Origin of the sequence: Sinorhizobium sp. B11 (genome assembly GCA_039725955.1) — a bacterium.
Classification (GTDB): domain Bacteria; phylum Pseudomonadota; class Alphaproteobacteria; order Rhizobiales; family Rhizobiaceae; genus Rhizobium.
The window spans coordinates 1,535,055-1,560,382 of record CP091034.1 but is presented as its reverse complement, the minus strand read 5'-3'; the positions used below and the strand labels follow the sequence as shown (position 1 = coordinate 1,560,382).

The window sequence follows — 25,328 nt, the reverse complement described above, 5'->3', positions numbered from 1 at the left end:
CGCCATGGGAAAGACGCCCGCCTCGCTCAAGGCCCATATCACGCGGCTTGAAATGGTCGCGCCGCCGAAGGCAAGCCTGCCCGTGCCCGTCAATATCCAGACGGCGATCATGCGCGCACCGGCCATTCCACTGCCTTTCTATCGCTATCTCTATCGACAGGTCGGGGCGCGCTGGCAGTGGGTCGACCGTCTGCGGATGAGCGACGAGGAATTGACCGTCGCCCTGCACGACAAGCGCAACAATATCAGCGTGCTCTACGTCAATGGCGCGCCGGCCGGCTTCTATGAATATCTCTGCGAGGACGAGGATACGATCGAGCTCAGCCATTTCGGGCTCTTCGAGCACGCGCTCGGCCTCGGCATCGGCAAATGGTTCCTGCTCCAGGCTCTCTACGCGATCTGGACGCTGAACCCGCAAAAGGTCACGACGACCACCAACAATCTCGACCATCCGCGGGCATTGCAGCTCTACCAGATGTTCGGTTTTTCTCCCGTCTCCACCGGCACCGGGATCGTCAGACCACTAAGCGACAAGGAACTGCTGGAAATAGCCCGACGCGGCTGATCGAGCACCGCCCAAACCTTCCCGGTTTCAGGCAAGAATCGGGTGGTTTGAAAGGCCGCAAGGGCAGACACTATGGCAAAGCTCATGAGGAGATTTGCCATGAACAACATTCAATTTTCAGCCATGCCGACAGCTGATGCAGAAGCGCTGTGGAGCGGCGGTCGCGATGCCTACGGACGTCTGCCGGAAACAATGATCTCCGATGGTCCGGGCCACCCATGCCGGCATTGTCTGCGCAATATCGGCGCTGGCGAAGAGCTGTTCGTCTTTGCCTATCGCCCCTTTCCGGAACTGCAGCCCTATGCCGAAACCGGGCCGGTCTTCCTGCACAAGCAGCCCTGTCAGCACTATTCTTCCGACGAGGTCCTGCCTCCCGTCCTGACTACGAGCCCAGATTTCATTGTCCGCGGCTACGGCGAGACCGACAGGATCGTCTACGGCACCGGCGCGGTGACGCCGATCGACAGAATTCCTTCCTATGCAGCCGAATTGCTCGCACGGCCCGACATCGCCTACGTGCATGTGCGCTCGGCGCGCAACAATTGCTATCAGTGCCGGATCGACAAAATAAAGGCGCCAGCCCTTGCGGAAGCTGGCGCCCTTACCTGACCTTGAGTCAGCTGGTTTACGCCACGTTCAGTGCGCTTTCAGGAGCCACTGCCTCGTAACCAAGCGCATCCGCGACCGGTTTGTTGGTAATGCGGCCCCGATGGACGTTCAATCCGTTGCGCAGGTGCTTGTCCTCGGCAATGGCGCGCAGGCCGCGATCGGCGAGCGCGAGGCCGTGGACGAGCGTCGCATTGTTCAGCGCATGGGCTGATGTGACGGGAACCGCGCCCGGCATGTTGGCGACGCAATAATGCACGACGCCGTCGACGACATAGGTCGGTTCGGAATGCGTCGTTGCGTGCGAGGTTTCGAAGCAGCCACCCTGGTCGATGGCGACGTCGACGATGACGGAGCCCTTCTTCATGCCGGAGAGCATTTCGCGGGTCACAAGCTTTGGTGCTGCAGCGCCGGGGATCAGCACGGCACCGATGACCAGATCAGCAGTAAAGACTTCCTCTTCCAGTGCCTGGATGCTGGAATAGCGCGTGTGAATACGGCCATTGAAGATATCGTCGAGCTGGCGCAGGCGCGGCAGCGACTTGTCGAGAATGCTGACATCGGCGCCGAGACCGGCAGCCATCTTGGCGGCATGCAGGCCGACGACGCCGCCGCCGATGATCGCAACCTTGGCCGGGAGAACGCCGGGCACGCCGCCGAGCAAGATGCCAAGGCCGCCATTGGCCTTTTGCAGCGCGGTGGCGCCGGCCTGGATCGAAAGTCGACCGGCGACCTCAGACATCGGCGCCAGGAGCGGCAGGCCACCGCGATCGTCGGTTACCGTCTCATAGGCGATTGCCGTAACGCCGGATGCGAGCAGACCCTTGGTCTGTTCCGGATCGGGCGCGAGATGCAGATAGGTGTAGAGGAGCTGACCGTCGCGGAGTTGCGCCCATTCCGAGGGCTGCGGCTCCTTGACCTTGACGATCATGTCGCACTTTTCGAAAATATCCTTGGCGGAGGCGGCGATCTTCGCGCCAGCGGCCACATAGGCGGCATCATCGGCACCAATGCCGGCACCTGCCTTCGTTTCCACCCATACCTCGTGGCCATGGGCGACATATTCTCTGACCGAAGCCGGCGTCAGGCCGACGCGATATTCATGGTTCTTGATTTCCTTCGGGCAACCGACACGCATACGCGTTCCTCTCATTTATGTCTGCATTTCGCAGAGCGTTTTCTTGCTGATAAATCCTCCCACCGCTGCAACGAAATGTCCTTGCAAAGAGGATTTGCACAAACATGAAGTTTCGAAGATTATTGCGTCATCGCCCCAATCTTCGAAGGTTCTTCGAATGTCAGACCTCGACAACATCGATCTTGCGATTCTGAAGGCATTGCAGATCAATGCTCGCATCACCAATGCGGAACTCGCCGACAAGGTCGGGCTGTCGCCTTCGGCATGTTCGCGGCGGCTCGACATTCTCGAAAAAAGCGGTGTCATCGGCGGCTACCATGCGCGGCTTTCGCACAAGGCGCTCGATTACAAGATGATCGCGATCGTGCACATTTCGCTGTCTGGCCAGTTCGCCAAGACATTGTCGGAATTCGAAGCGGCGGTGAAGCGCTGCCCGAACGTGCTCGTCTGCTATCTGATGTCCGGCGAGTACGACTATATCCTGCGGGTCGCCGCCCGCGATCTGGAAGATTACGAGCGCATCCACCGAGACTGGCTTTCGGCGCTGCCGCACGTGGTGAAGATCAACTCGAGCTTTGCGCTGCGCGAAATCATCGACAGGCCGAATGTAGGCCTCTGAGCCCTTGCAAAGCCCCCCGGAATCCTGTCCTAGCTTGACGTCGCGGGTATTCCGCTTCAACGGCAAGACATGAAATCCAAGACTCACGGCTATATCTTCCTGCTCCTCGCGCTGACGATCTTTTCTGCGCAGGACGCGATCTCGAAGCATCTTGGTTCAGCCTATTCGCCTATCTTCGTGACGATGGTGCGCTATTGGGCCTTCGGGTTGTTCACCGTGGTTCTGGCCTCGAAAATGCGCGGCGGCATCGCAGCAACCGCCCGCACCAAACACCCATTTCTGCAGGTCTCGCGCGGCATCCTGCTTGCCACGCAGGTGGTACTGGCAATCACCTGTTTTGCGCTGATCGGGCTGGCGCATTCGCAGGCAATTTTTGCCGCCACGCCCATCATCGTCGCGTTGCTTGCCATTCCGCTGCTCGGCGAAAAGGTTGGCTGGCGCCGCTGGACGGCCATCGGCGTCGGACTTTGTGGCGTGTTGCTGATCCTCAAGCCGGAAGGCGGGTTCTTCGACGTGAACCTGCTTCTTGCGGTGGTCTCCTGCCTCAACTTCGCACTTTACGTGATCGCCACACGTTACGTGAGCCGGCAGGATTCGGCGATGACGAGCTTCTTCTATACAGGCATCGTCGGCGCTTTCGTCATGACGCTTGCAGGCCCCTTTTACTGGACGCCGATTCAGGGCTGGGACTGGATCTGGATGCTCGCCGTCTGCCTGACGGGTACATCAAGCCATTATTTCCTGATCCGCGCCTATGACAGTCTCGATGCAGCGGCCGTCCAGCCACTCACCTATATCCAGCTCGTCTACGCCTCGATCCTCGGTGTATTGATCTACGGGGAGACGCTGACGCTGAATATGATCGTCGGCTCGATCATTGTGGTCGCGGCGGGTATATTCACGGTCTGGCGCGAGCATGTCGTGGCGCGACGGGCGGTCGTGCCGAATTGAGATTTTCGGCGCAATTTTAAACAAGCCTCTAAAGGCATTTCAATTTTCCGCGCTTATGCTTTTCCCGAATTCTTCACGGGGACAAGCATGACACGTAACCTCAAGATCACCGCCCGCAAGGCGGACCGCAGGAATTGCCGCGTCTTCGGCAAGATCAGCTATATGAACAGCCAGATAGACGCCCGCATCCTCGATCTTTCCGCCACGGGTGCGGCGCTCGAGGTGAAAGCCCCGCTCTATGCCGCCGCCGGCAGCAAGGTACGCATCGAAGCGGAAGACCTCGGCCTGCTCGATGGGGTCGTTCGCTGGAAACACAATGGCCGCGTCGGCATCCAGTTCGATGTCAGTTCCAATGCGCGCGCGCTCATTGCCTCCTACTTCCGCTTCTTCCATCGCGACGTGCCGCGCGTCCGGTAAGCTGAGGCCGTGCCGCTTTCGCGGCACCGTCTTTGCCGTTCTGTCATTTTCAAGATGTACTCCTTCGCCAATCATCCTAAGTTCGCCGAACCGGGTGATGCGTAATGTCAAAAGGAGTGTTTCCATGTCTTCCATTTTCGATGCGCCTGCAATGAGCCGCCGTTCCCTGCTCGGCGGCCTTGCCGCTACCTCCGCTCTCGTGCTGCTTCATCCGTTCAGCGCCCGTGCTGCAGCAAACCAGGCGCATCTGCGGCTGATGGAAACGACCGACATTCACGTCAACGTTTTCCCTTACGACTATTATGCAGACAAGCCGAACGACACGATGGGCCTGTCGCGCACGGCAACAATCATCGACACGATACGTGCGGAAGCTGCCAATTCGCTGCTGATCGACAATGGCGACGTGCTGCAGGGCAATCCGATGGGCGACTACATGGCCTATCAGCACGGCATGAAGGATGGCGACGTGCATCCGGTCATCAAGGCCATGAATACGCTCGGCTATACCGTCGGCACGCTCGGAAATCACGAATTCAACTACGGCCTGGACTTCATGTTCAAGGTGCTGAACGGTGCGAACTTCCCCTTCGTCTGCGCCAACCTGACCAAGGGTCAGCTTGCCTCCGATCCCAAGCAGGACGAGCTGTTCTTCAAGCCGTACATCATCGTCGAAAAGCAGATCAAGGACGGCTCCGGCAATGAAAGCCCGGTCAAGATCGGCTTCATCGGCTTCGTGCCACCCCAGATCATGCTCTGGGATATCAAGAACCTCGAAGGCAAGGCACAGACGCGCGATATCGTACAGGCCGCCAAGGCCTGGGTGCCGGCCATGAAGGAAGCTGGCGCAGATATCGTCATCGCCCTTTCCCACTCCGGCATCGACGGTTCCGGCCCATCCGAAAAAATGGAAAATGCTTCGCTGCATCTCGCTGCCGTCGAAGGCATCGACGCGATCTTCACCGGTCACCAGCATCTTGTCTTCCCCGGCCCGAAAACCTGGGATGGCATTGCCAATGCCGATCCGGTCAAGGGTACGCTGCACGGCAAGCCCGCCGTCATGGCCGGCTTCTGGGGCTCGCATCTCGGCCTGATCGACCTGCTGCTGGAGAAAGACGGCAATAGCTGGAAAATCGTCGACTTCACGTCGGAAGCGCGGCCGATCTATCATCGCGACGACAAGAAAAAGGTCGTGGCCGACGTCGCCGACAAGAAGGAAGTCGTCGAAGCGGCGAAAGCAGAGCACGAGGCAACGCTTGCCTATGTCCGCACGCCGGTCGGCAAAACCTCCGCGCCGCTCTATTCCTACTTTGCGCTGGTCGCCGACGATCCTTCCGTGCAGATCGTCTCGCAGGCTCAGACCTGGTACATCAAGCAGATGCTGGCCGATACGCAATTCAAGGATTTGCCGGTTCTCTCCGCCGCAGCCCCCTTCAAGGCCGGCGGTCGCGGCGGTGCCGACTATTATACGGACGTTCCTGCCGGCGATATTGCCATCAAGAACGTCGCCGACCTCTATCTCTATCCGAATACGGTTCAGGCCGTCGCCATCACCGGTGCGCAGGTGAAGAACTGGCTGGAAATGTCCGCCGGCATGTTCAACCACATCGAACCCGGTGCGAAGGATGCGGCTCTCCTCAACAACGACTTCCCGTCCTACAATTTCGACGTGATCGATGGCGTGACCTACCAGATCGATCTGTCCCAGCCGCCGAAATATGATTCGTCTGGCAAGGCCGTCAATCCGACTTCCAACCGAATCCAGAACCTTGCCTTCGAGGGCAAGCCGATCGATCCGGCGCAGAAATTCGTCGTCGTTTCCAACAATTATCGTGCGGGCGGCGGCGGCAGCTTCCCTGACATCGCTTCCGACAAGGTGATCTTCCAGGCGCCGGACACCAACCGGGATGTTATCGTGCGCTATGTCCATGATCAGGGCACGATCAATCCAGCAGCCGACGGCAACTGGACCTTCAAGCCCCTGCCCGGCACGACGGTCGTTTTCGAAAGCGGCCCGAAAGCCAAACAGTATCTCGCCGACGTCAAGAGCGTGAAGATCGAGGATGCCGGCGAAGGCGCCGAGGGATTCACGAAGTTCAGGCTGGTTCTCTGAAGCCGCAGGGGCGCGGTTTCATCAACCGCGCCCCTTTTTCGCTCAAGCCGTCTCTGCCTTGGCTTCAACGCGCCGGACAAGCAGGCCAAGTTCGGCCGGCGGCTTCTTTTCGAGGCGGTGATATCGTCTGCCGTCCCGCGTACGGTGGACAAGCCCGAAATCGAAGAGTTCGCGGCGCAAGAGCGCCGGATCGCCGAAGACATGCAGGCGGTCCAGCAAATCGCTGATTTCACGCTCCGTCAGTTCTGTGCCCGCCGGTATTTTCGACCACAGAACCCAAAGGCAAAGCTCCTGTAGTCCTCTCCTGCCCGGCCAACGGATCAGTCTGCCGCTGCCATCATAATGGCGCGATGCCTTCAGCACGCGATCCTCGTCCGGCAAGGGCTCGGGATCCTGCTTCAGGTTCCAGTCCTTCAGGACTTCGGCGGACTGCGCCATACTGCGGAAATGCTGGTAGTTGCGATAACCCGCCGCGCGCGTCAGCAGATTGAGCATATCGACATGGCTCGGCTTGTCAGCGAGCGCTTCGATCTGCTTGCGGAGAGATTTGGCAAAAGCCGAAAGATCGGCGATTTCCATTGGAAAGGTAGATCTGGTCACGTCTCATCCTCAACGCGCCGCTTCCGCAAAAGGGTGTCGGTGGTCGCCGGCTTTCGACTTCGGCACAGGACAAGTGCTGATGATCTTTCTGGAGCAGGTTTAGCTTCCCTTGCGGGACGGCGACGCCTCGGTGAACTGCAGACCGTGGCGCCGTTATAACAAAGGCCTGAAACCCGTCAAGCTTGTGACTATTCCGCTGCCTCCGGCATCGCATGCAGTTCGTCTATACCGAGCATGCTGACCATTTCGCCATGGCTCGGGCACATTGAGAGCCGCCGGCGAAAAGCCTCGACCAGCCATCTGCCCGCCGGCCCCGGCGGATTGGCGGCCTTGTGCATGGCATAGATCGGGTATTCGCCCTGTTCGTAGGCATCGAGCTTGATGGCGATGAGGTTGCCTTTCATGATGTCGTCACCGACGAGAGAGACCGGCAATCCACCCCAGCCAAGCCCGCCTTTGATGAGCTGGTGCTTGGTTGCTATGTCGCTGACGCGCCATGTCCTGTAGGACAGGACATTGAAATCCCGGCCCTTGGTCAACCCGGAGGCGTCGGAAACGACGAGCTGGATTTCTTCGCGCACATCGGCCAGCGTCAGTGGCCGTTCGATGCGCGCCAACGGATGATCGGGCGCAACGACAGGAACCATAAAGGAATAACCGATCTTTTCGGCTACCAGCGAATCTCCCTGCCGCACGAGCGCGCCGCCAATGCCGATATCGGCCTTGTCGTTCAGCACCATGTCCATGACCATTCCGAGCTCGCCGACGTTGAGGTTCAGCGCAACGCCCGGGAATTTCTCGCGAAATTCGCGCAACTCCATCATGACGGCATTGGCCGGGACCATGACGCTGATCGCCAGAGAAAGCTCCGCCTCCAGCCCCTGCTTGATGCTCTTGACGCGGGCACGCATCACCTCGAGATCGGCCATCAGGCGGCGGGCATCTTCCAGCATTGCCTTGCCGGCATCCGTCAGCTTCGGCTGGCGGGCGCCTGAACGCTCGAAAAGCGGTATTTCAAGCTGGGCTTCCAGATTGGCGATCGTATAGCTGATGACCGACTGTGCGCGGTTCAGCACACGTGACGCGGCCGAAAAACTGCCGGTTTCGGCGACAGTCAGGAAAACCTGCAATTGATCCAGTGTCGGGTTGGGAAGCATCGTCCATCCAATCCATCGATAATTTTGATCGACATTATCCCAGTTTTTTCGATAGCAGGCCAGTCTTATTTCTTTTCTCGAACACAGCGGTTTGCCGCTCCCAAACGCCGCTGAAACCCAATTCGAGAGGAAATTCAACCATGTCTTCCATCCTTCTTCTGACGTCCAGCCCGCGTTCAGAGTCGCTTTCCACGTCGATTGCTGTCGAGCTTGCCGACAAGCTCAAGGCTCAGGCCCCGGGTAGCGTCGTCGTTCGCCGCGACCTTGCAGCAAATCCGCTTCCGCACATCGACGATTTGTTTACGGCCGCTATTCGCAAGCCGCCGGAAGCCCGCACGGCTCAGGAAGCTGCTGCCGTAAAAACGTCTGACGAGTTGGTCAATGAACTGCTCGCAGCCGACAGCATCGTCATCGGCACCGGCCTCATCAATTTCAACATCTATTCTTCGCTGAAGACCTGGATCGATAATGTGGCCCGCGCCGGTCTGACCTTCAAGTATACCGAAAGCGGCCCGGTCGGCCTTGCTACCGGCAAGAAGGTCTATGTCGTCCTTGCTTCGGGCGGCGTGTATTCCCAGGGTCCGGCTGCCGGCATGAATCATGCGGTTCCTTACCTGAAGTCGGTTCTCGGCTTCCTCGGCATTGCCGACATTGAGACCATCTATGTCGAAGGCCTCGCCTTCGGCCCGGAAGCTGCAGAAAAGGCTATCGGCGCCGCAAAGTCGCGCGTCGACGAGCTTGCTCTCGCTGCCTAACCTGCAAATTCAAAGTTCCACTCGAGGGGTCGGCATTAGCCGGCCCTTTCATTTTGTCTAGAAATCATTGACGAAAGCTCGGGCCGTTTCCAGAATTTCGTCGGAGAGTTTTTCATCGTCCGCGATGCGCGCAAGGCCGAGCGCGCCACTCATCAGACACGAGACGATGATTGCCTTGCGGCGCGCCTCAGCCTCATCGCCCGCGCTCATACGGTCTGTCATGTTTTCCAGATTCGTCTTCAGCTGCTCGGTCGCAAGCGACCGGCATTTCCCGTCGCTGCGGGCGAGATCGGCCGTCAGCGCAGCAAAAGGGCAGCCGCCGCTTACGTCGTCACGATGAACCTCGCTCAGATAGTTGGCGGAATATTCCGCGATCGGAATATCTGCCGGCGCCCTGCCCTCTGAACGCACTTTCGCTTCCCAGGATCCGAAAGCCAGTTTCATGGCTTCCGCCACCATCTCATCGCGTGACGCAAAATGCTTGTAGAAGCCGCCGACCGTCAGCCCGGCCTCCTTCATCAGGTCGGCAACCCCGATACCCTCGAGCCCCTTTTCCCGCAGGCGCCTGGACGCAATCTCGATGATCCTGTCGTGCGTCTTCTGTTTTTCCAGTTGCGAATGGCCCATTGAAATCTCCCGACATGCGGACTTGACTTATCTGGATTATGATCATAATCATTCTAGATATCGATCATAATCCAGATCGGGACATTTTCCAATAGGAGCCATTCCCATGCGTCTCAAGAACAAGGTCGCGCTCATTACCGGCGGCAACAGCGGTATCGGGCTTGCCACCGCCAAGGTTTTCGTTGCCGAAGGCGCGAAGGTCATCATTACCGGCCGTAATCCGGAAACGCTCGCAACGGCCAAGAAAGCGCTTGGCGGCGACGTGCTCGCACTGAAGATTGATCTGACCGACGTAGCGGCCGCGGAGAAGATCTTCGCCGAGGCAGCTTCCGCCGTCGGCAAATTCGATATCGTCTTTGCCAATGCCGGTATCGGCGGCGCAACGCCGCTCGGCCAGACGTCGCTGGAACAGTTCGAAAAGATCATCAGCACCAACCTGACCTCGGTCTTCTTCACGGTTCAGTCAGCGCTTCCGCATCTGAATGATGGCGCATCCGTCATCCTCAACGGCTCGGTCCATGCCGTTCTCGGCGCACCAGGCTGGTCGGCCTATGCCGCCACGAAGGGCGCCGTACGCTCCATGACCCGCAACCTTGCCTCCGAGCTTGCGCCGCGCGGTATCCGCGTCAATCAGGTAACGCCGGGCGGCACGCGCACACCGATCTGGTCGCCCTATGCGCAGACGGAAGATGCGATGTCGGCACTCGAAGAAAAGCTCGGAAGCATGAGTGCGCTTGGCCGCATGAGCGAAGCAGACGAGATCGCAAAGGCTGCGCTCTATCTCGCCTCCGACGATTCCAGCAATGTCACGGGCATCGAGATCACCGTCGACGGCGGCATGACGAGCGCTCCCTCCGGCGCCAAGGTCTTCCGCGCCGCCTGAGCGCGCGGGATCTAGACGACCTTAACCACTCCGGAGCGGCCGACGACACAGTTGCGGCCGCTCTTTTTTGCATCATAAAGGCGGCTGTCTGCCGCCGACAGCACGGTTGTGAAGCTGACGCCGTCCTCGTCCGCAGTCGCAACCCCTATGCTAACCGATACCGAGGCATCGTCGGGTGTCTTCACACTGGTCACGATCGTCCAGCGCAGGCGTTCCGCCAAGAGCAGGCCTTCCTCATGGCCTGTACCGGGGCAGACGGCGACGAACTCTTCGCCGCCGAAGCGAAAGATACGATCGCTGGAGCGCAGCGTCGTTCCGAGCCTGCTGGCGATGGCCTTCAGAACCTCGTCGCCCTGCAGATGGCCGAAGCCGTCGTTGACGTCCTTGAAATGATCCGCGTCGATGATGAGAACGGTGGCATATTGACCCTGCCGCAGCGCCTCGCGCACCATCAGTGGCGCCTCCAGCTCCATGCGGCTGCGATCATAGACACCAGTCAGCATATCGCGACCGGTGCGCTCCAGAAGATCGTTGTAGCGTTCGCGGAATGTCAGATCGCCGAAAAGGTCGCTTATCGAGCGCGCCGAGGCTGCAACGCCGTTCCGTCTGATGTGATATTCGTAGACGGCAAACATCAGGGAATAGAGGCAGACGGCCAGCATCTTGGCTTTCCATCCCGCCCAGAAGGCCGCCATCGGGACGCCCACGAAATAATGCAGGCCGCTGAAGAAACAGATCTGGTCAAAGGTCAGAACCACAAGGCCCGAGATCATGAAGCGCAGCACCACGCGCCGGCGCATGAAATCGCCGAGCTTCTCGTAGAGCAGGATGATGCCGAGCGAGTCGAGATAGAGGATTGCCGTTCCCCATACCATCAGCCAGCCCATTTCCTTCAGGAAGTTGACATCGGCCGGATGGCCCGGCGACAGCTCCAGCGGCTGATGAAGCTGCAGCACCCAGGCGATGGCAACGGTCAGGAGATTGCCGAAAAACAGGCCATAGATCGGCTGGCGAACGGTCGACGCATCCTCCTGCAGATAGAGCATGAGGATCATCATCAGCTTGCCGGAAAAGAAGATCGAAGATCCCGGCGAGACATCCCCGAACGGCAGGGAAACGTAGAAGACCGCAGCGAGGTAGGTCTCCATGAAATGCATGACGCCGAGTGCAGTCAGGAAGACACCCAGTCCGAGGCGCTGGCGAAAATGCAGGAGGCTGACCATCAGCACGAAGTAGCCGACGGCTTCAACGATGAAGAGCGCGGTGTTGAAGAGCTCCATCACGGCCCTCCACCGACAGCGCGACCGCGCGAGAGAGACGCAGCCGCAGCAGCGGATTTTCTGGTCAATCGTCCGGAAAGCTCAAACACATGCGGCGCCCTGCAAAACCTGCAGGCGCCACCTTTACCGCAATCCTTTAAGATTAGGTGAGCAAAGCAGCAATTTCCGTTGCTGGAATGCGGTCATGGATTTGAAAAACAACGGGAAATGTAGCTCGAACAAGTCCTGCCCGATCAACGGGTGCTTACACTTGACGCAGCTTCTCGCCGTCATTGAAGAGAGAAGGGCCGTGCTGATCGATGATCTGCTGCGCCTTGCGCACGGTGCATTCGATCGCATCGTCAGACGAAGAGAAGAGATCTGCGCGAATGAACTTGCGCACCAAAACGTCCTCGCCGACCTTCTTTTCGATACGGCCGGCAAGACGATACTGGCCGCCTTCCTTCTGCGGCTCGGCATAGATGGTGCAATCACCATAGAGCTGGGGCTCGCCGGAAGGACCTGCAGCCGCCTCGCTGGAGGATTTGCCGCCGCCGGAGAATACCGAAAGAATGTTTGAAAGGAACGAAGCCATAATCCGCCTTTAGCACGCAGTGCAGTTGACGCAAAGTCAAATGATCAGGTTTGCGAGGATCTCGTTCTCGGTAATGTCTTCGAAGCCCATGCCCGCGCTTTCGAAATTGGCAACCAGCGTTGCAAAATTCTCCGGAGCCGTCGTTTCGATGCCGATCAGGATCGAACCGAAATTGCGCGCCGATTTCTTCAGATATTCGAAGCGGGCGATGTCATCATGCGGTCCGAGCAGATTGAGGAAATCGCGTAGCGCACCAGGGCGCTGGGCAAGGCGCAGGATGAAGTATTTCTTCAGGCCGGCGTAGCGCATGGCCCTTTCCTTGACATCGGGCAGCCGCTCGAAATCGAAATTGCCGCCAGAGACGACGGCAACGATCGTCTTGCCCTTGATGGCCGCGCGATCCATGGCGGCGATCGCCGTCAGCGACAGGGCGCCGGCCGGCTCCAGCACGACACCTTCGACGTTCAGCATCTCCTGGATGGTGACGCAGATGGCATTTTCCGGCATCAGCCTGACCTGATCGGCCGAGAAACCCTTCAGAGCCGCGAAATTCAGGTCGCCGATGCGGGCGACGGCCGCGCCATCGACGAAATTGTCGACCTTCGGAAGTGTAACCACCTGCCCCGCCTCAAGGCTGCGGCGCAAGCTCGGCGCGCCGGCAGGTTCGGTAAAGATGAAATCGGACTTTGCGACGATGCCATCGAGATAACCGGTAATGCCGGCGGCAAGCCCGCCGCCGCCGACCGGCAGGACGATCATGTCAGGCAAAACGCCTTCGGGAAGCTGCTGCATGATTTCGGCGGCCACTGTCGCCTGCCCCTCGATGATATCGACATGATCGAAGGGCGGCACCATGACGCCACCGATTGCCTCGACGTGATCGCGGGCAGCCTGATAGCATTGGTCGAAGAAATCGCCGATGAGTTCAATGGTGATGAAACCGGCGCCAAACATGCGGGTCTTGTCGATCTTCTGCTGCGGCGTGGTGACCGGCATGAAGACGACGCCCGGGACGCCGAAATGGCGGCAGACGAAGGCAAAGCCCTGCGCGTGATTGCCGGCCGATGCGCAGACAAAAGTCTTGCCGCCCGCCCCTTCGGCAATTGCCTTGCGGAAGAAATTGAACGCGCCGCGGATCTTGTAGGAGCGCACCGGCGACAGATCCTCGCGCTTCAGCCAGATATCGGCACCGTAGCGGGCGGAAAGGTGATCATTGAGCTGCAGCGGCGTGGCGGGGAAAAGGCTGCGCATTGCCTCTTCTGCGCCTTCGACATCGTGTCTCGTCACGGGCGTTCGTCCATTCTTCAAAATCCTGACGCCGCTATGACACAGGCAGGCAGCGGAAAGAAGCCCGTTTGCGCTATTTGCGGTTCGCTCGATGAAAGGCTTCCTTAAGCGCGTCTTCGGATTAAGCCCAAAATCACCCTCAGGTGGACGGCTTTTAACTTGATGGTGCATAGCAATTGCTAATATGACGGCAGCATGACATCCAAGATCACAAAGCCGCTGGCGTGGCTTCTTCTCGCCTTCATCGTGTTCGTCACAGTTTCACCGATCGAATTGCGTCCCCACACGATCGAAACACCCGATATCGATCGTGCCTCGGCTTATCTCGCCGCCGGGCTGGCTTTTGCTCTTGCCTATCCGAAGCAATGGAAAATGGTTGCCGTGCTGCTGATCCTCGGTGCGTTCGCGATCGAATATCTGCAATACCTGTCGCCGACGCGGCATGCGCGCCTTCACGATGCAGGCGTCAAGGCAGCAGGCGCCGCAATCGGCCTGGTCGCCGGCTGGGTCTTTAACAAATGGCGTGAAACGAAAACCGGGGCGAATGCCGCTGTGTAATTTGCCAGACACTGGCAGTGGATCGGAAAACTAGAAGCCGCGGAACTGCACCGCCCAGAGGAACAGCGGCACCGCTGCCATAGCCGTTCCCAACAGGAGAAGAGCGCTCATCTTGAAGAGCCTGATGCGCCGCGTTCTTGCTCCATCCCAGTCGTAAACCATCGTCTTACTCCCACTAAGACAACCCTTACTCAACCGCACAATGCCTACATTTTTTGCAGCAACGGCGCCATAGACAAGCACTGCCTATGGTTTATCCACATTATACAAGCACATTCGAACACATTTATAAAGATGGTGCGAGCGACGGGGATCGAACCCGTAAAGCCTAAGGCCGAGGGATTTTAAGTCCCTTGCGTCTACCAGTTTCGCCACGCTCGCGCGCCGTCCAGATCAACGACTTAGGCGGATTCGTCAAGAAAATGTTTATGCTGCCCTGCTGGCGATCGAAAAACTGTGCGGTGAACAACATCCCAAAATAAAACGGCGGCCCCGAAGGACCGCCGTTCATCGAAAAGATTCAAGCTGAACTCAGGCGAGCTTTGCCGCGATCTTGGCGACATGCGCGCCCTGATACTTGGCGGCTTCGAGTTCGATTGCCGAAGGCTGGCGTGAGCCGTCACCGTTGGTGATGGTGGATGCGCCGTAGGGCGAGCCGCCCTTTACTTCTTCCGTGCCCATCTGACCCTGGAAGGCATAGGGAAGGCCGACGTAGGCCATGCCGTGGTGCAGGAAGGTCGGGACGAAGCCGAGGATTGTCGATTCCTGGCCACCGTGCTGCGTAGCGGACGAGGTGAACATCGAGCCGACCTTGCCGACGAGCTTGCCGGTGAACCAGAGGCCGCCGGTCTGGTCCCAGAAATTGCGCATCTGGGAAGCAACCGTGCCGAAGCGCGTGCCGGCACCGACGATGATCGCATCGTAGTCGGTCAGTTCGTCGACGGTCGCAATCGGAGCTGCCTGGTCAAGCTTGTAGTAGGAAGCCTTGGCGACTTCTTCCGAAACCAGTTCCGGCACGCGCTTGACGACAACATCAGCGCCGGCAGACTTTGCGCCTTCGGCTACGGCGTAAGCCATGGTTTCGATGTGGCCATAGGCCGAATAGTAGAGGACGAGAATCTTCGCCATTGTTATCTCCATCAAGGATGATTGAATTTCGTGACTGCCATCGTTCTACCAGCGCATCCGGCCCAACATAGCCCCGCGCAGAAGAACGCAGTGTTCACTGCCTGTAGACGAAATTTCACTTGCCGTTTCATTTTCGATTGAATGGGCTTTCCGCTTTGCCGTTTGCAAAGCGACCAAACGGCGCTACCTATTTGCGAGCTTCACACTACGGAAATATCCCCATGAGCAATGAGACTGTCGTCACCGCCGCCATGCTTGCCATCGGCGACGAGCTTCTTTCCGGCCGTACCAAGGACAAGAATATCGGCCACCTCGCCGATATGCTGACAATTTCAGGCATCGACCTGAAAGAGGTTCGGATCGTCGCCGACGAGGAGGATGCGATCGTCGAGGCGCTGAACGCGCTACGTCGCAAATACGACTATGTCTTCACGTCCGGCGGCATCGGGCCGACGCATGACGATATCACCGCGGACGCTGTCTCTAACGCCTTTGGTGTGCCCTGCGAGCACGATGCGGCGGCGATGGTGCAGCTTGCCGAGATGTACAAGCGCCGGGAGATGGAATTCACCGAGGCGCGCCAGCGCATGGCCCGCATGCCGCGGGGCGCTGCCCATATCGCCAATCCGGTATCGACCGCGCCCGGCTTCATCATCGGCAATGTCTATGTCATGGCAGGTGTTCCGCAGGTCTTCCAGGCCATGGTCGACAACGTATTGCCGACACTGAGAACGGGTACGCCTGTCCTCTCGCTGGCAATCGCCTGCCCCTATGGCGAAGGCGAGATCGGCACGCCACTGACGGCTATCCAGAAGGCACATCCCGAAACCAGCATCGGCTCGTACCCGCGTTACGTGGGTCAGAAATTTTCGACCGAGATCGTGGTGCGCGGGCGCTCACAGGCCGTAATCGAGGCTGCAGGCGCGGAGGTGCGGGCCATGATCGAAGATATCAAACGCAGGAAGGACATTGCCGAAAATTATCAGGCAGAAGCGTGAGGGGCGAGTGTCGCAATCTTGATCCCGGTCAAGGAACCGTGGTGCATTCCGGCGCATTCCTTTCCTCGCGGAACGCGATTTTTTAGCCGCAAAGGAGAATTGATATGTCTTACAAAACTATTCTCGCCATTCTGGATACAGCAGATAATAGCGGCGCCGTTGCCGATTTCGCCTTTGCAATTGCCGCGGAAAGCGGCGCCCATGTGATCGGCCTACATGCCGAAACCATTGCCGCCGTACCGCTGGTCGCACCGATGGAAATTCCCGATCCGGTCGCTGTGCAAGCGCTTCAGGACATGGCCCATTCAGAAACCATCGAGGTCGAGCGGATATTCCGCGCCCGCGCGGAGGCTGCCGGCGCTTCCTTCGAGTGGCACGCCTTTGCGACGTCGACGGGTTACGGCTCGGCGCCACTGATCGAAAGCGCGCGCAGCGCCGACCTCTTGATCGCCTCACAGGCCGATCCGGCAAAACCCTCCGACAGCCATGTGGATGTCGATGAATTCCTGTTCGAAAGCGGCCGCCCGGTCCTGATGATCCCCTACATCATCCGCCAGCCAAAGCCGATCAAGCGCGTGCTGATTGCCTGGAACGGCTCGAAGGAAGCGACGCGCGCCACCTTCGATGCCCTGCCGATCCTGCAGGCTGCCGAAGCAGTGGAAATCTTCTCTGTCGATCCGACCGAGACGGCGACACATTCGGCGACAACTGCCGGCGCAGAGATCGCAGCGACGCTTGCCCGCCACGGCGTGAACGTGACACTTGCCACGGCTGCAAGCGGTGACAAGAACACCTCGCATGTCATCGAAAACCGGCTTTCAGACGACAGCATCGACCTTCTGGTCATGGGCGCCTACACGCATTCCTGGCTCTGGCAGGCGATTTTCGGCGGTACGACAAAGACGCTTTTGCAGTCCATGACGGCGCTGACTTTACTCTCGCGTTAAAGCCGCTCTTGCCTTTTGCCGCCAAATCCCGCTAATTGCGGCGACCGATGATATCAGGCTTCGGCATCCATCGCGCAGTTCCGGCTGCGCGATTTGCGTTTTGCCAGCCGATGTTCCTCGGTCGCCGGCAAACGGCGTGTCGTTTCTTCATGCCGCGGAGTAGCCCGATGTCCCTTCCCGATAAAGCCTTCCCTGTTTCCTGGGATCAGTTCCACCGCGATGCGCGTGCGCTTGCCTGGCGGCTCGCCGGCCTCGGCCAGGAGTTCAAGGCGATCGTCTGCATCACCCGCGGCGGCCTCGTTCCAGCGGCGATCATTTCACGCGAATTGAACATCCGCCTCATCGAAACCGTCTGCATCGCCTCCTATCATGATTACGTCAATCAAGGCGACATGGTGCTGCTGAAGGGCATTGCACCGGAGCTCACAGAAAATGGCGGCGAAGGCGTGCTTGTCGTCGACGATCTCACCGATACCGGCAAGACCGCCGCCCAGGTGCGCGCGATGCTGCCGAAGGCGCATTTCGCCTGCGTCTACGCCAAGCCGAAGGGCGTACCGACCGTCGATACCTTCATTACCGAAGTCAGCCAGGATACCTGGATCTACTTCCCCTGGGACATGGGCTTCACCTATCAGGAGCCGATTGCCAAGGGCGCTCGCGGCTGACGGCGAGCAGTCCTTAATCATACAACTGAAAATTGTTCCAATCTTGGTCTCGCCGATGGTGAATTTCCGCACCAGTTCGGTAACGTCCGTTTTATTTCATTAGCATAACCTCAGGCAACTAACGGTCGTAGCGGCCGGGCTAAGAGTAAGACGGGATGCGGTTGGGGCGTGCAATGGCTTGCTGGGGCAAGATTCGAACGGCAGTAGCTTTCGGGCTGATCGGCTGCCTCACTTCCAACAAGCCGGCCGGGGCGGAGCCGGCTTATGTCGGCGTCGTGCGCGAATATGTCGAGACCCTCGTCCGGCCGATGGCGGAGGCCCCTGTCGTCGTAAAGGCGATCCAAGAGCAGAATGCCAAACTCGGCGATGTCAGCGAGATGGATATGCGGGTCCTGGACGAGACCTACCGGGCTGAGGTCGCGCAGGGCGACCCTCAGATGGCCAAGACGCTGATGGCGAAATCCGTCTCGCAATACCTCAGGACAAAGCAGGACGATTCTCAGGGAACGATTTTGGAATTCTTCGTCACCGACTGCCACGGTCTCAATGTCGGCCAGAGTACCGTCACGACCGATTACTGGCAGGGCGACGAGGACAAGTTTCTGAAAACCTTCGCCGTCGCTTCGCGTGACATCTATATCGGCGGGGCGGAACGCGACGAGTCGACCCAACTTCTGGAGACTCAGGCAAGCTTCGTCGTCACCGACGAAAAGGGCGAGCCAATCGGCACAGCGACCGTCACGATTGCCATCGATGCGCTCTAGAAAGTCCTGATTTCCCTGAACGAATCGGAATGCGCATTTACGTCGCAAAAGCCATCCTAACTTTTGCCGCAGTCGATTTTTTTTGCCTTTTCGTCCTTTCGTTTGCCCGAGCCTCGTTGCAAGCCCTTGTATTTTCAGGCTTACCCGACTTTCCCCAGTCTCCACAGGTGCATCCACAAGATGTTGTGGTTAGCATTCGGTTACGTTCCACCCCTTGACGGAATCAGCTGATTCAAAGTTAATGTTCCAGATGTTGCGGCGGCGACTGAACCGGAGGTAACGAGCCCGGTTCTCCCAAGGAAAATTGGACGCATAATCAGGGTGTTGCACCGTCGAGAACGGTAACACCCCTGAGGATTTTTGCGCCGTTTTCCAGCCTCCAGAAAGCGACACGGGGGACTGGTAAAAATAAGCTGTTAACACTATATTTAGTGTTTGCAGCCAGCCTCACCACAAGATACAGGACAAGCATCTCCGGATGACAATCCTGTCACAAGATGGAACAAGACTGGCCACACGAAGCGACAACGTGGAGCCGGGTGGGAATTTTGCGCCCTTTCGGGTGCCAACACGAGGTAGAGAAAATGCACATCGAACGTCGGTTTACGAAGGCTGGTCAAGGCGCCTATGCGGATATCGAATTCCGCAAGGCGACGAGTGAGATCAAGAACCCGGATGGGTCGATCGTCTTCCGCCTTGAAAACATCGACGTTCCCGCGCAGTTCTCCCAGGTCGCCACCGACGTTCTGGCGCAGAAGTATTTCCGCAAGGCCGGCGTCCCCGCCCGCCTGAAGAAGGTGGAAGAAAATGATGTCCCCTCTTTCCTGTGGCGCTCCGTAGCCGACGACGCGGCGCTGAAGGGCATGCCGAAGGACGAACAGACCGGCTCGGAAACCGACGCCCGCCAGGTCTTCGATCGTCTCGCCGGCACCTGGACCTATTGGGGCTGGAAGGGCGGCTATTTCTCTTCGGAAGAAGATGCGGCAGCGTTCAAGGACGAGCTTGCCTATATGCTCGCCACGCAGCGCGTTGCCCCGAACTCCCCGCAGTGGTTCAACACCGGTCTGCATTGGGCCTACGGGATCGACGGCCCCGGCCAGGGTCACTTCTATGTCGACCCCTTCACCGGCAAGATCACCAAGTCCAAGTCGGCTTACGAACATCCGCAGCCGCATGCCTGCTTCATCCAGTCCGTTGAAGACGACCTCGTCAACGAAGGCGGCATCATGGACCTCTGGGTTCGCGAAGCCCGCCTCTTCAAGTATGGCTCCGGCACCGGCTCCAACTTCTCGATGCTGCGCGGCGAAGGCGAAAAGCTTTCCGGCGGCGGCCGCTCCTCCGGCCTGATGAGCTTCCTGAAGATCGGTGACCGCGCTGCCGGCGCCATCAAGTCTGGTGGTACGACGCGTCGTGCGGCCAAGATGGTCGTCGTCGATATCGACCATCCTGACATCGAGGAATATATCAACTGGAAGGTCAAGGAAGAGCAGAAGGTTGCCGCTCTTGTGACCGGCTCCAAGGTCGTCGCCAAGCATCTGAAGGCGATCATGAAGGCCTGCGTCAATTGCGAAGCCGATAATGGCGATTGCTTCGACCCGGCGAAGAACCCGGCTCTTAAGCGCGAAATCCGCGACGCCAAGAAGTCCCAGGTTCCGGAAAACTACGTCCAGCGCGTCATCCAGTTCGCCCGCCAGGGCTACAAGGACATGGAGTTCAAGACCTACGACACGGACTGGGATTCGGAAGCCTATCTCACCGTTTCCGGCCAGAACTCCAACAACTCGGTTTCGATCAAGGACAACTTCCTGCGCGCCGTCGAGGAAGATGGCGAGTGGAACCTGACCGCCCGCAAGGACGGCCGCGTGATGAAGACGCTGAAGGCCCGCGACCTTTGGGAAACGATTTCCTATGCCGCCTGGGCATCGGCCGATCCGGGCATCCACTTCAACACGACGATGAACGACTGGCACACATCGCCGGCCGGCGGCCCGATCCGCGGCTCGAACCCGTGCTCGGAATATATGTTCCTCGACGACACTGCCTGCAACCTTGCGTCGCTGAACCTGCTTCAGTTCAAGGACAAGGCCACCAAGCGCATCAATATCGGCGACTACGAACACGCCGTTCGCCTGTGGACCGTCGTGCTCGAAGTCTCGGTCATGATGGCGCAGTTCCCGTCCAAGCGCATTGCCGAACTCTCCTACGAATACCGCACGCTCGGCCTCGGCTACGCCAATATCGGCGGCCTGCTGATGTCGACGGGCATCCCCTATGACAGCGCCGAAGGCCGCGCCATTGCCGGCTCGCTGACGGCGATCATGACCGGTATCTGCTACGCAACCTCGGCCGAAATGGCCGCCGAACTCGGCCCGTTCCCGAACTACGAGCCGAACCGCGAGCACATGCTGCGCGTCATCCGCAACCATCGCCGTGCCGCTCATGGCGAAAACGCCGGTTACGAAGCGCTCTCGGTAAACCCGGTCGCGCTGATCCATTCGGAAAACCCGGACCAGGATCTTGCAGCCCATGCCATGTCCGCCTGGGACAAGGCGCTGGAACTCGGCGAAAAGCACGGCTACCGCAACGCGCAGGTCTCGGTCATCGCACCGACCGGCACGATCGGCCTCGTCATGGATTGCGACACGACCGGCATCGAGCCTGATTTCGCACTCGTAAAATTCAAGAAGCTCGCCGGCGGCGGCTACTTCAAGATCATCAACCGCGCCGTTCCGGATGCGCTGCGCACCCTCGGCTATTCCGAAAGCCAGATCGCCGAGATCGAAGCCTATGCTGTCGGTCACGGCAACCTGAACCAGGCACCGGCCATCAACCCCTCGACGCTGAAGACCAAGGGCTTCACCGACGAGAAGGTGGAAGCCGTCAACGCCGCTCTGAAGAGCGCCTTCGACATCAAGTTCGTCTTCAACCAGTGGACGCTCGGCGCCGACTTCCTTAAGACCACGCTTAAGGTTTCCGACGAACAGCTCAGCGACATGAGCTTCAGCCTGCTCGAGCATATCGGTTTCTCGAAGAAGGACATCGAGGCTGCCAATATCCATGTCTGCGGTGCGATGACGCTTGAAGGCGCGCCCTTCCTCAAGAAGGAGCATCTGCCGGTCTTCGATTGCGCCAATCCGTGCGGCAAGATCGGCAAGCGTTACCTCTCGGTCGAAAGCCATATCCGCATGATGGCGGCTGCCCAGCCCTTCATCTCGGGTGCGATCTCCAAGACGATCAACATGCCGAACGAGGCAACGGTCGACGATTGCAAGAACGCCTATATGATGTCCTGGAAGCTCGGTCTGAAGGCAAACGCCCTCTACCGTGACGGCTCCAAGCTGTCGCAGCCGCTCAACGCCTCCCTGATCGAGGACGAGAGCGACGAAGATGCGCTTGAGGATCTGATCCAGCAGCCGCTTGCTGCCCAGGCCGCGACGGTCACCGAGAAGATCATCGAGAAGGTGATCGAGCGTGTTTCCCGAGAACGCGAGAAGCTCCCGAACCGCCGTCAGGGTTACACCCAGAAGGCTGCCGTCGGCGGTCACAAGGTTTATCTCCGCACCGGTGAATTCGGCGATGGCCGCCTCGGCGAAATCTTCATCGACATGCACAAGGAAGGTGCTGCCTTCCGCGCGATGATGAACAACTTCGCCATCGCCATCTCGCTCGGCCTGCAATACGGCGTGCCGCTGGAAGAATATGTGGAGGCCTTCACCTTCACCAAGTTCGAGCCGGCCGGCATCGTCATCGGCAATGACGCGATCAAGAACGCCACGTCGATCCTCGACTACGTATTCCGCGAACTCGCCGTCTCCTACCTCGGTCGCCACGATCTCGCCCATGTCGATACGTCCGACTTCTCCAACACGGCACTCGGCAAGGGCATCCAGGAAGGCAAGACGAATCTCGTCTCGACGGGCTGGACGCGCGGCTACAAGCCGACGCTGGTCTCCAACACCGGCAGCGACCGTCAGCTCGGCGAGCCCAAGGGTGCGGCAACGGCAGCCCCTGCCCGCGCCTCCTCGAGCGGTTCGGTAACCTCCTTTGCAGGTGCCGCAGCCCGCAAGCTGGAGCCGACTGTCGCCATCTCCACCTCCGAAATCGTCGCCTTCAAACGCGACTATGAAGAGCGGGCCAAGGAACTGGCGGAAGAGATTGCCGAAGAAGTGGTCGATGAAGCCGGCAGCGAAGCAACCGCCCTCTTCTCCGACAAGGCCGCAGCCGATGCTGCAACCGCCAAGACGGAAGCCAAGAAGATGGAAGCCGAGCGCCGCGCCCGCTCGATCATGCAGGGCTATACGGGCAACATGTGCTCCGAGTGCCAGAACTTCACCATGGTGCGCAACGGCACCTGCGAGAAGTGCGATACTTGCGGCGCCACCAGCGGCTGCAGCTGACCTCTTCGGGAAATTCAGATCTAGCTGGCCGCCAAACTGGTCAGGTCGGACAGAGATCCGATTTCCTTCAGAGCAGAACGATCAATAAAGCTCCAGGCGCCACGCGCCTGGAGTTTTTTTGTTTAGAAGCGGTCGGCAATCTCTCGTGCGATCCGCTCTATCCAGCTCGCCACGGCCGTGACTTCCCTCATTCGAACGCTCACGCCGTAATCCTGTCGCAATGGTCGTCGTGAACATAGGATCGGAAAGGTGGGCGAGACATGAAAATCCTATTGGTCGAAGACGAGACCGGGCTGGCGGAAACGGTTGCGGCCTCTCTCGGCAAGAAGGGCATCGCGGTCGACCACACCGCTCTTCTTGAGGACGCAATCGAACTGGCTCGACAACAGACCTACGATGCGATCGTGCTCGACCGACGCCTGCCGGACGGCGATGGAATCACATTCATTCCCTGGTTACGAAGCTCAGGCGTCGTGACGCCGGTCATCGTGCTGACTGCCCGAAACGAACCGAAGGAACGGGTCGCGGGCCTGGATCTCGGTGCCGATGACTATCTGGGCAAGCCGTTTCTGATGGAGGAGCTTTTCGCTCGATTGCGCGCGGTATTGCGACGCCCGTCGGCCCTGGCGGAGCCGTCCATAGTCGCAGGGCGGATGACCGTGGATCCGATCCGGATGGACGTCACGGTCGGCGAACTGCAGCTCGACCTGCCTCGTCGAGAGCTGATGGTGCTCGTTACCCTTGCAAAGCGAAAGGGCAGGACCGTCCTCAGATCGGCGCTGGAAACCGAAATCTACAATTACGAAGAGACGATCCAATCCAACGCGCTGGATGCGCACGTGTCACGACTGAGAAAACGGCTCGCTGACGCGGACGCCGGCGTGTCCATCCACAACATCCGTGGGGTCGGATACCTGCTGAAGGAACATTGATGCGATATCCGAATACGTCGCTGTGGTGGAGACTAAACTGGCAGCTCAGCCTACTATTTGTCGGCACTACCGCATCTGTGATCGTTGGCCTTTGTATCTACGGGGCGATGATCCTTTCTCCGAACGTCAGCATGGAGCACCGGCTTCTGAACGCCCTGGAAGGGTCCTTGAACTACGAACCCGGACGAGGGCTTCGCATCGAAGACAGCGAACAGCTCCGAGCGTTGAAAAATGATACTCCCAATCTCTTTTTCTACGCGGCAGCCCCGGACGGAACGGCGGTGGCATATGGGAATATTCCAGCTGCGTACATACAGCTGACCAAGTTCGTGTCGCTAATCAAGGACGCCGACATTCGTGGCACGGGGGCAAACGCCCCGGCCTCAGTCGACGACATCGAGATCAACACGACCGAGATCCGGGTACTTTATGGCGGCCGCAACGGAAACGAGTCGATATTTCTCACGATGCTTGGCGGTACGTACAAGATTTACGTGCCCCTGCTTGCAGTTACCCTACCCGCCCTCTTCTTCGCCGTGCCGCGATTGGTCAGGCGTTCGCTCTCGGGACTGAACGACGTTGTTCGGAAGGCTCCGGAGATCGACCCGCGCCAGCCGGGATCACGGCTTCCAGTGGATCGGGTTCCGAGCGAAGTCGTTCCGCTTATCCACGCATTCAACTCCGTTCTGGAGCGGCTTGAGCAGCAGTTCGCAGCGAGGGAACGTTTTCTGATCGACGCCGCGCACGAGCTCCGCACGCCGATTGCCGTCATGCAGACGCGTATCGATACGACCCTGGAGGGAAACATCCGCGACATCATGATGGATGACATCGGGCGGCTACGGGAGACGGCGGAGCAATTGCTCGACTTCGAACGGAGCGAGCAGTCTCCGGATCTCTTCGAACAGGTCGACCTGGTGGAAGTCGCCAGGAACGTCGTTGCCGACCAAGCCCCGATTGCCATCAGAAATGGATATGAGATCTCGTTCGACAGTGAGGTCGACGAGCTTTATCGCCTGGTAAGTCCGTCGGCGATGTCACGCGCCATAGGCAACCTTGTGCGCAATGCGATCGACCATGGCGGAAATACCGGCACGATATCGGTTCGCGTGTCAGAACGTGGCGGCGTCTCGGTTTCGGACGAGGGTCCCGGCATTCCAGCGGCGCACCGAAACCTCGTGTTCGAACCATTCTACAGGGTCACACCACGGAGCACGGGTGCCGGCCTCGGATTAAGCATCGTGAAGCAGATCGTGACCCGTCACCGCGGGAGTGTGACTCTCGAAGGCAATCCGACAGGAACGACAGTGACTATAAGCCTGTGACAGATACAGCGATCGGCTCGCCGCTCCGATGAGCGGTCAATG

23 protein-coding genes, 1 tRNA gene and 1 pseudogene are annotated in these 25,328 nt (G+C 59.0%); 16 read left to right on the top strand and 9 right to left on the bottom strand.

Annotated features, from left to right (window positions below):
* Positions 1-4 precede the first annotated feature (4 nt).
* Together LVY75_17570 and LVY75_17565 are read left to right on the top strand one after the other, a co-directional pair.
* Positions 5-565: a GNAT family N-acetyltransferase gene (locus LVY75_17570; protein XAZ24985.1), complete on the top strand. Its 561-nt coding sequence runs from the start codon at positions 5-7 to the stop codon at positions 563-565.
* 99 nt (positions 566-664) lie between these two features.
* A complete protein-coding gene (locus LVY75_17565) occupies positions 665-1,174 on the top strand; it encodes a DUF1203 domain-containing protein (protein XAZ24984.1) in 510 nt (169 codons plus the stop codon).
* A gap of 16 nt (positions 1,175-1,190) precedes the next feature.
* Here the strand turns inward: LVY75_17565 and ald are convergent, their stop codons facing one another.
* Positions 1,191-2,309, bottom strand: coding sequence for an alanine dehydrogenase (gene ald, locus LVY75_17560; GenBank protein XAZ25747.1), 1,119 nt, complete (start codon positions 2,307-2,309; stop codon positions 1,191-1,193).
* A gap of 157 nt (positions 2,310-2,466) precedes the next feature.
* On the opposite strand from ald, the gene LVY75_17555 reads away from it, so the two are divergent.
* The 4 genes and pseudogenes from LVY75_17555 (at position 2,467) to LVY75_17540 (ending at position 6,409) form a co-directional block, all read left to right on the top strand.
* Positions 2,467-2,928, top strand: a complete 462-nt coding sequence (locus tag LVY75_17555) for an Lrp/AsnC family transcriptional regulator (GenBank protein XAZ24983.1) — start codon at positions 2,467-2,469, stop codon at positions 2,926-2,928.
* A 69-nt stretch (positions 2,929-2,997) separates the two neighbouring features.
* A complete protein-coding gene (locus LVY75_17550; protein ID XAZ24982.1) occupies positions 2,998-3,879 on the top strand; it encodes a DMT family transporter in 882 nt (293 codons plus the stop codon).
* Positions 3,880-3,966: 87 nt separating this feature from the next.
* Positions 3,967-4,281 (top strand): annotated as a pseudogene (locus tag LVY75_17545) (PilZ domain-containing protein).
* 139 nt (positions 4,282-4,420) lie between these two features.
* The gene (locus LVY75_17540) at positions 4,421-6,409 is read left to right on the top strand and encodes a bifunctional 2',3'-cyclic-nucleotide 2'-phosphodiesterase/3'-nucleotidase (protein XAZ24981.1); all 1,989 of its coding nucleotides are present in this window, start codon (positions 4,421-4,423) and stop codon (positions 6,407-6,409) included.
* Between the two features lie 42 nt (positions 6,410-6,451).
* Here the strand turns inward: LVY75_17540 and LVY75_17535 are convergent, their stop codons facing one another.
* Together LVY75_17535 and LVY75_17530 are read right to left on the bottom strand one after the other, a co-directional pair.
* On the bottom strand, positions 6,452-7,009 hold the full coding sequence (locus LVY75_17535) for a DUF2087 domain-containing protein (protein ID XAZ24980.1): 558 nt from the start codon (positions 7,007-7,009) through the stop codon (positions 6,452-6,454).
* Positions 7,010-7,197: 188 nt separating this feature from the next.
* Complete coding sequence (locus LVY75_17530) at positions 7,198-8,166, bottom strand: LysR family transcriptional regulator (GenBank protein XAZ24979.1); 969 nt, start codon at positions 8,164-8,166, stop codon at positions 7,198-7,200.
* 140 nt (positions 8,167-8,306) lie between these two features.
* Between LVY75_17530 and LVY75_17525 the strand changes: the two genes are divergently transcribed.
* Positions 8,307-8,921 (top strand): FMN-dependent NADH-azoreductase, encoded by a 615-nt coding sequence (locus LVY75_17525; GenBank protein XAZ24978.1) that lies wholly within the window; start codon positions 8,307-8,309, stop codon positions 8,919-8,921.
* A gap of 57 nt (positions 8,922-8,978) precedes the next feature.
* Here LVY75_17525 and LVY75_17520 read toward each other — a convergent pair whose 3' ends face one another.
* Positions 8,979-9,548 carry a TetR/AcrR family transcriptional regulator gene (locus LVY75_17520; protein ID XAZ24977.1) on the bottom strand — a complete coding sequence of 190 codons (570 nt, stop codon included), beginning with the start codon at positions 9,546-9,548 and terminating at the stop codon, positions 8,979-8,981.
* Between the two features lie 106 nt (positions 9,549-9,654).
* Here LVY75_17520 and LVY75_17515 point away from each other — a divergent pair, with 106 nt between their 5' ends.
* Positions 9,655-10,431 (top strand): SDR family oxidoreductase, encoded by a 777-nt coding sequence (locus LVY75_17515; protein XAZ24976.1) that lies wholly within the window; start codon positions 9,655-9,657, stop codon positions 10,429-10,431.
* An 11-nt stretch (positions 10,432-10,442) separates the two neighbouring features.
* Here the strand turns inward: LVY75_17515 and LVY75_17510 are convergent, their stop codons facing one another.
* The 3 genes from LVY75_17510 to ilvA all read right to left on the bottom strand — a co-directional run bounded on the left by LVY75_17510 (position 10,443) and on the right by ilvA (position 13,572).
* The gene (locus tag LVY75_17510) at positions 10,443-11,714 is read right to left on the bottom strand and encodes a GGDEF domain-containing protein (GenBank protein ID XAZ24975.1); all 1,272 of its coding nucleotides are present in this window, start codon (positions 11,712-11,714) and stop codon (positions 10,443-10,445) included.
* 241 nt (positions 11,715-11,955) lie between these two features.
* Positions 11,956-12,285, bottom strand: a complete 330-nt coding sequence (locus LVY75_17505; protein XAZ24974.1) for an HlyU family transcriptional regulator — start codon at positions 12,283-12,285, stop codon at positions 11,956-11,958.
* A 36-nt stretch (positions 12,286-12,321) separates the two neighbouring features.
* Positions 12,322-13,572, bottom strand: coding sequence for a threonine ammonia-lyase (ilvA, locus tag LVY75_17500; GenBank protein ID XAZ24973.1), 1,251 nt, complete (start codon positions 13,570-13,572; stop codon positions 12,322-12,324).
* Positions 13,573-13,767: 195 nt separating this feature from the next.
* Between ilvA and LVY75_17495 the strand changes: the two genes are divergently transcribed.
* Complete coding sequence (locus LVY75_17495; GenBank protein ID XAZ24972.1) at positions 13,768-14,130, top strand: VanZ family protein; 363 nt, start codon at positions 13,768-13,770, stop codon at positions 14,128-14,130.
* Positions 14,131-14,425: 295 nt separating this feature from the next.
* On the opposite strand, the gene LVY75_17490 is transcribed toward LVY75_17495, so the two are convergent.
* Together LVY75_17490 and wrbA are read right to left on the bottom strand one after the other, a co-directional pair.
* Positions 14,426-14,511, bottom strand: a tRNA-Leu gene (locus tag LVY75_17490).
* Between the two features lie 150 nt (positions 14,512-14,661).
* A complete protein-coding gene (gene wrbA, locus LVY75_17485; GenBank protein XAZ24971.1) occupies positions 14,662-15,258 on the bottom strand; it encodes an NAD(P)H:quinone oxidoreductase type IV in 597 nt (198 codons plus the stop codon).
* A gap of 221 nt (positions 15,259-15,479) precedes the next feature.
* Here wrbA and LVY75_17480 point away from each other — a divergent pair, with 221 nt between their 5' ends.
* The 7 genes from LVY75_17480 to LVY75_17450 all read left to right on the top strand — a co-directional run bounded on the left by LVY75_17480 (position 15,480) and on the right by LVY75_17450 (position 25,286).
* The gene (locus LVY75_17480; GenBank protein ID XAZ24970.1) at positions 15,480-16,256 is read left to right on the top strand and encodes a competence/damage-inducible protein A; all 777 of its coding nucleotides are present in this window, start codon (positions 15,480-15,482) and stop codon (positions 16,254-16,256) included.
* A gap of 104 nt (positions 16,257-16,360) precedes the next feature.
* Positions 16,361-17,203: a universal stress protein gene (locus LVY75_17475; protein XAZ24969.1), complete on the top strand. Its 843-nt coding sequence runs from the start codon at positions 16,361-16,363 to the stop codon at positions 17,201-17,203.
* Positions 17,204-17,370: 167 nt separating this feature from the next.
* On the top strand, positions 17,371-17,868 hold the full coding sequence (gene gpt, locus LVY75_17470; GenBank protein ID XAZ24968.1) for a xanthine phosphoribosyltransferase: 498 nt from the start codon (positions 17,371-17,373) through the stop codon (positions 17,866-17,868).
* Between the two features lie 173 nt (positions 17,869-18,041).
* The gene (locus LVY75_17465) at positions 18,042-18,632 is read left to right on the top strand and encodes a hypothetical protein (protein XAZ24967.1); all 591 of its coding nucleotides are present in this window, start codon (positions 18,042-18,044) and stop codon (positions 18,630-18,632) included.
* Between the two features lie 584 nt (positions 18,633-19,216).
* The gene (locus tag LVY75_17460; GenBank protein ID XAZ24966.1) at positions 19,217-23,029 is read left to right on the top strand and encodes a vitamin B12-dependent ribonucleotide reductase; all 3,813 of its coding nucleotides are present in this window, start codon (positions 19,217-19,219) and stop codon (positions 23,027-23,029) included.
* Between the two features lie 260 nt (positions 23,030-23,289).
* Positions 23,290-23,961 carry a response regulator transcription factor gene (locus tag LVY75_17455; protein ID XAZ24965.1) on the top strand — a complete coding sequence of 224 codons (672 nt, stop codon included), beginning with the start codon at positions 23,290-23,292 and terminating at the stop codon, positions 23,959-23,961.
* Complete coding sequence (locus LVY75_17450) at positions 23,961-25,286, top strand: HAMP domain-containing histidine kinase (GenBank protein ID XAZ24964.1); 1,326 nt, start codon at positions 23,961-23,963, stop codon at positions 25,284-25,286. Before LVY75_17455 ends, LVY75_17450 begins: the two co-directional genes overlap by 1 nt.
* Positions 25,287-25,328: the final 42 nt, after the last annotated feature.

Coding starts and splice junctions, on each gene's coding strand:
- LVY75_17450 (XAZ24964.1), top strand. CDS start 23,961: ATGCGATATCCGAATACGTCGCTGTGGTGGAGACTAAACTGGCAGCTC.
- LVY75_17465 (XAZ24967.1), top strand. CDS start 18,042: ATGGCTTGCTGGGGCAAGATTCGAACGGCAGTAGCTTTCGGGCTGATC.
- LVY75_17505 (XAZ24974.1), bottom strand. CDS start 12,285: ATGGCTTCGTTCCTTTCAAACATTCTTTCGGTATTCTCCGGCGGCGGC.
- LVY75_17540 (XAZ24981.1), top strand. CDS start 4,421: ATGTCTTCCATTTTCGATGCGCCTGCAATGAGCCGCCGTTCCCTGCTC.
- wrbA (XAZ24971.1), bottom strand. CDS start 15,258: ATGGCGAAGATTCTCGTCCTCTACTATTCGGCCTATGGCCACATCGAA.
- LVY75_17480 (XAZ24970.1), top strand. CDS start 15,480: ATGAGCAATGAGACTGTCGTCACCGCCGCCATGCTTGCCATCGGCGAC.
- LVY75_17520 (XAZ24977.1), bottom strand. CDS start 9,548: ATGGGCCATTCGCAACTGGAAAAACAGAAGACGCACGACAGGATCATC.
- LVY75_17525 (XAZ24978.1), top strand. CDS start 8,307: ATGTCTTCCATCCTTCTTCTGACGTCCAGCCCGCGTTCAGAGTCGCTT.
- LVY75_17570 (XAZ24985.1), top strand. CDS start 5: ATGGGAAAGACGCCCGCCTCGCTCAAGGCCCATATCACGCGGCTTGAA.
- LVY75_17565 (XAZ24984.1), top strand. CDS start 665: ATGAACAACATTCAATTTTCAGCCATGCCGACAGCTGATGCAGAAGCG.
- LVY75_17530 (XAZ24979.1), bottom strand. CDS start 8,166: ATGCTTCCCAACCCGACACTGGATCAATTGCAGGTTTTCCTGACTGTC.
- LVY75_17550 (XAZ24982.1), top strand. CDS start 2,998: ATGAAATCCAAGACTCACGGCTATATCTTCCTGCTCCTCGCGCTGACG.
- LVY75_17455 (XAZ24965.1), top strand. CDS start 23,290: ATGAAAATCCTATTGGTCGAAGACGAGACCGGGCTGGCGGAAACGGTT.
- ald (XAZ25747.1), bottom strand. CDS start 2,309: ATGCGTGTCGGTTGCCCGAAGGAAATCAAGAACCATGAATATCGCGTC.
- LVY75_17555 (XAZ24983.1), top strand. CDS start 2,467: ATGTCAGACCTCGACAACATCGATCTTGCGATTCTGAAGGCATTGCAG.
- LVY75_17515 (XAZ24976.1), top strand. CDS start 9,655: ATGCGTCTCAAGAACAAGGTCGCGCTCATTACCGGCGGCAACAGCGGT.
- LVY75_17495 (XAZ24972.1), top strand. CDS start 13,768: ATGACATCCAAGATCACAAAGCCGCTGGCGTGGCTTCTTCTCGCCTTC.
- LVY75_17460 (XAZ24966.1), top strand. CDS start 19,217: ATGCACATCGAACGTCGGTTTACGAAGGCTGGTCAAGGCGCCTATGCG.
- gpt (XAZ24968.1), top strand. CDS start 17,371: ATGTCCCTTCCCGATAAAGCCTTCCCTGTTTCCTGGGATCAGTTCCAC.
- LVY75_17475 (XAZ24969.1), top strand. CDS start 16,361: ATGTCTTACAAAACTATTCTCGCCATTCTGGATACAGCAGATAATAGC.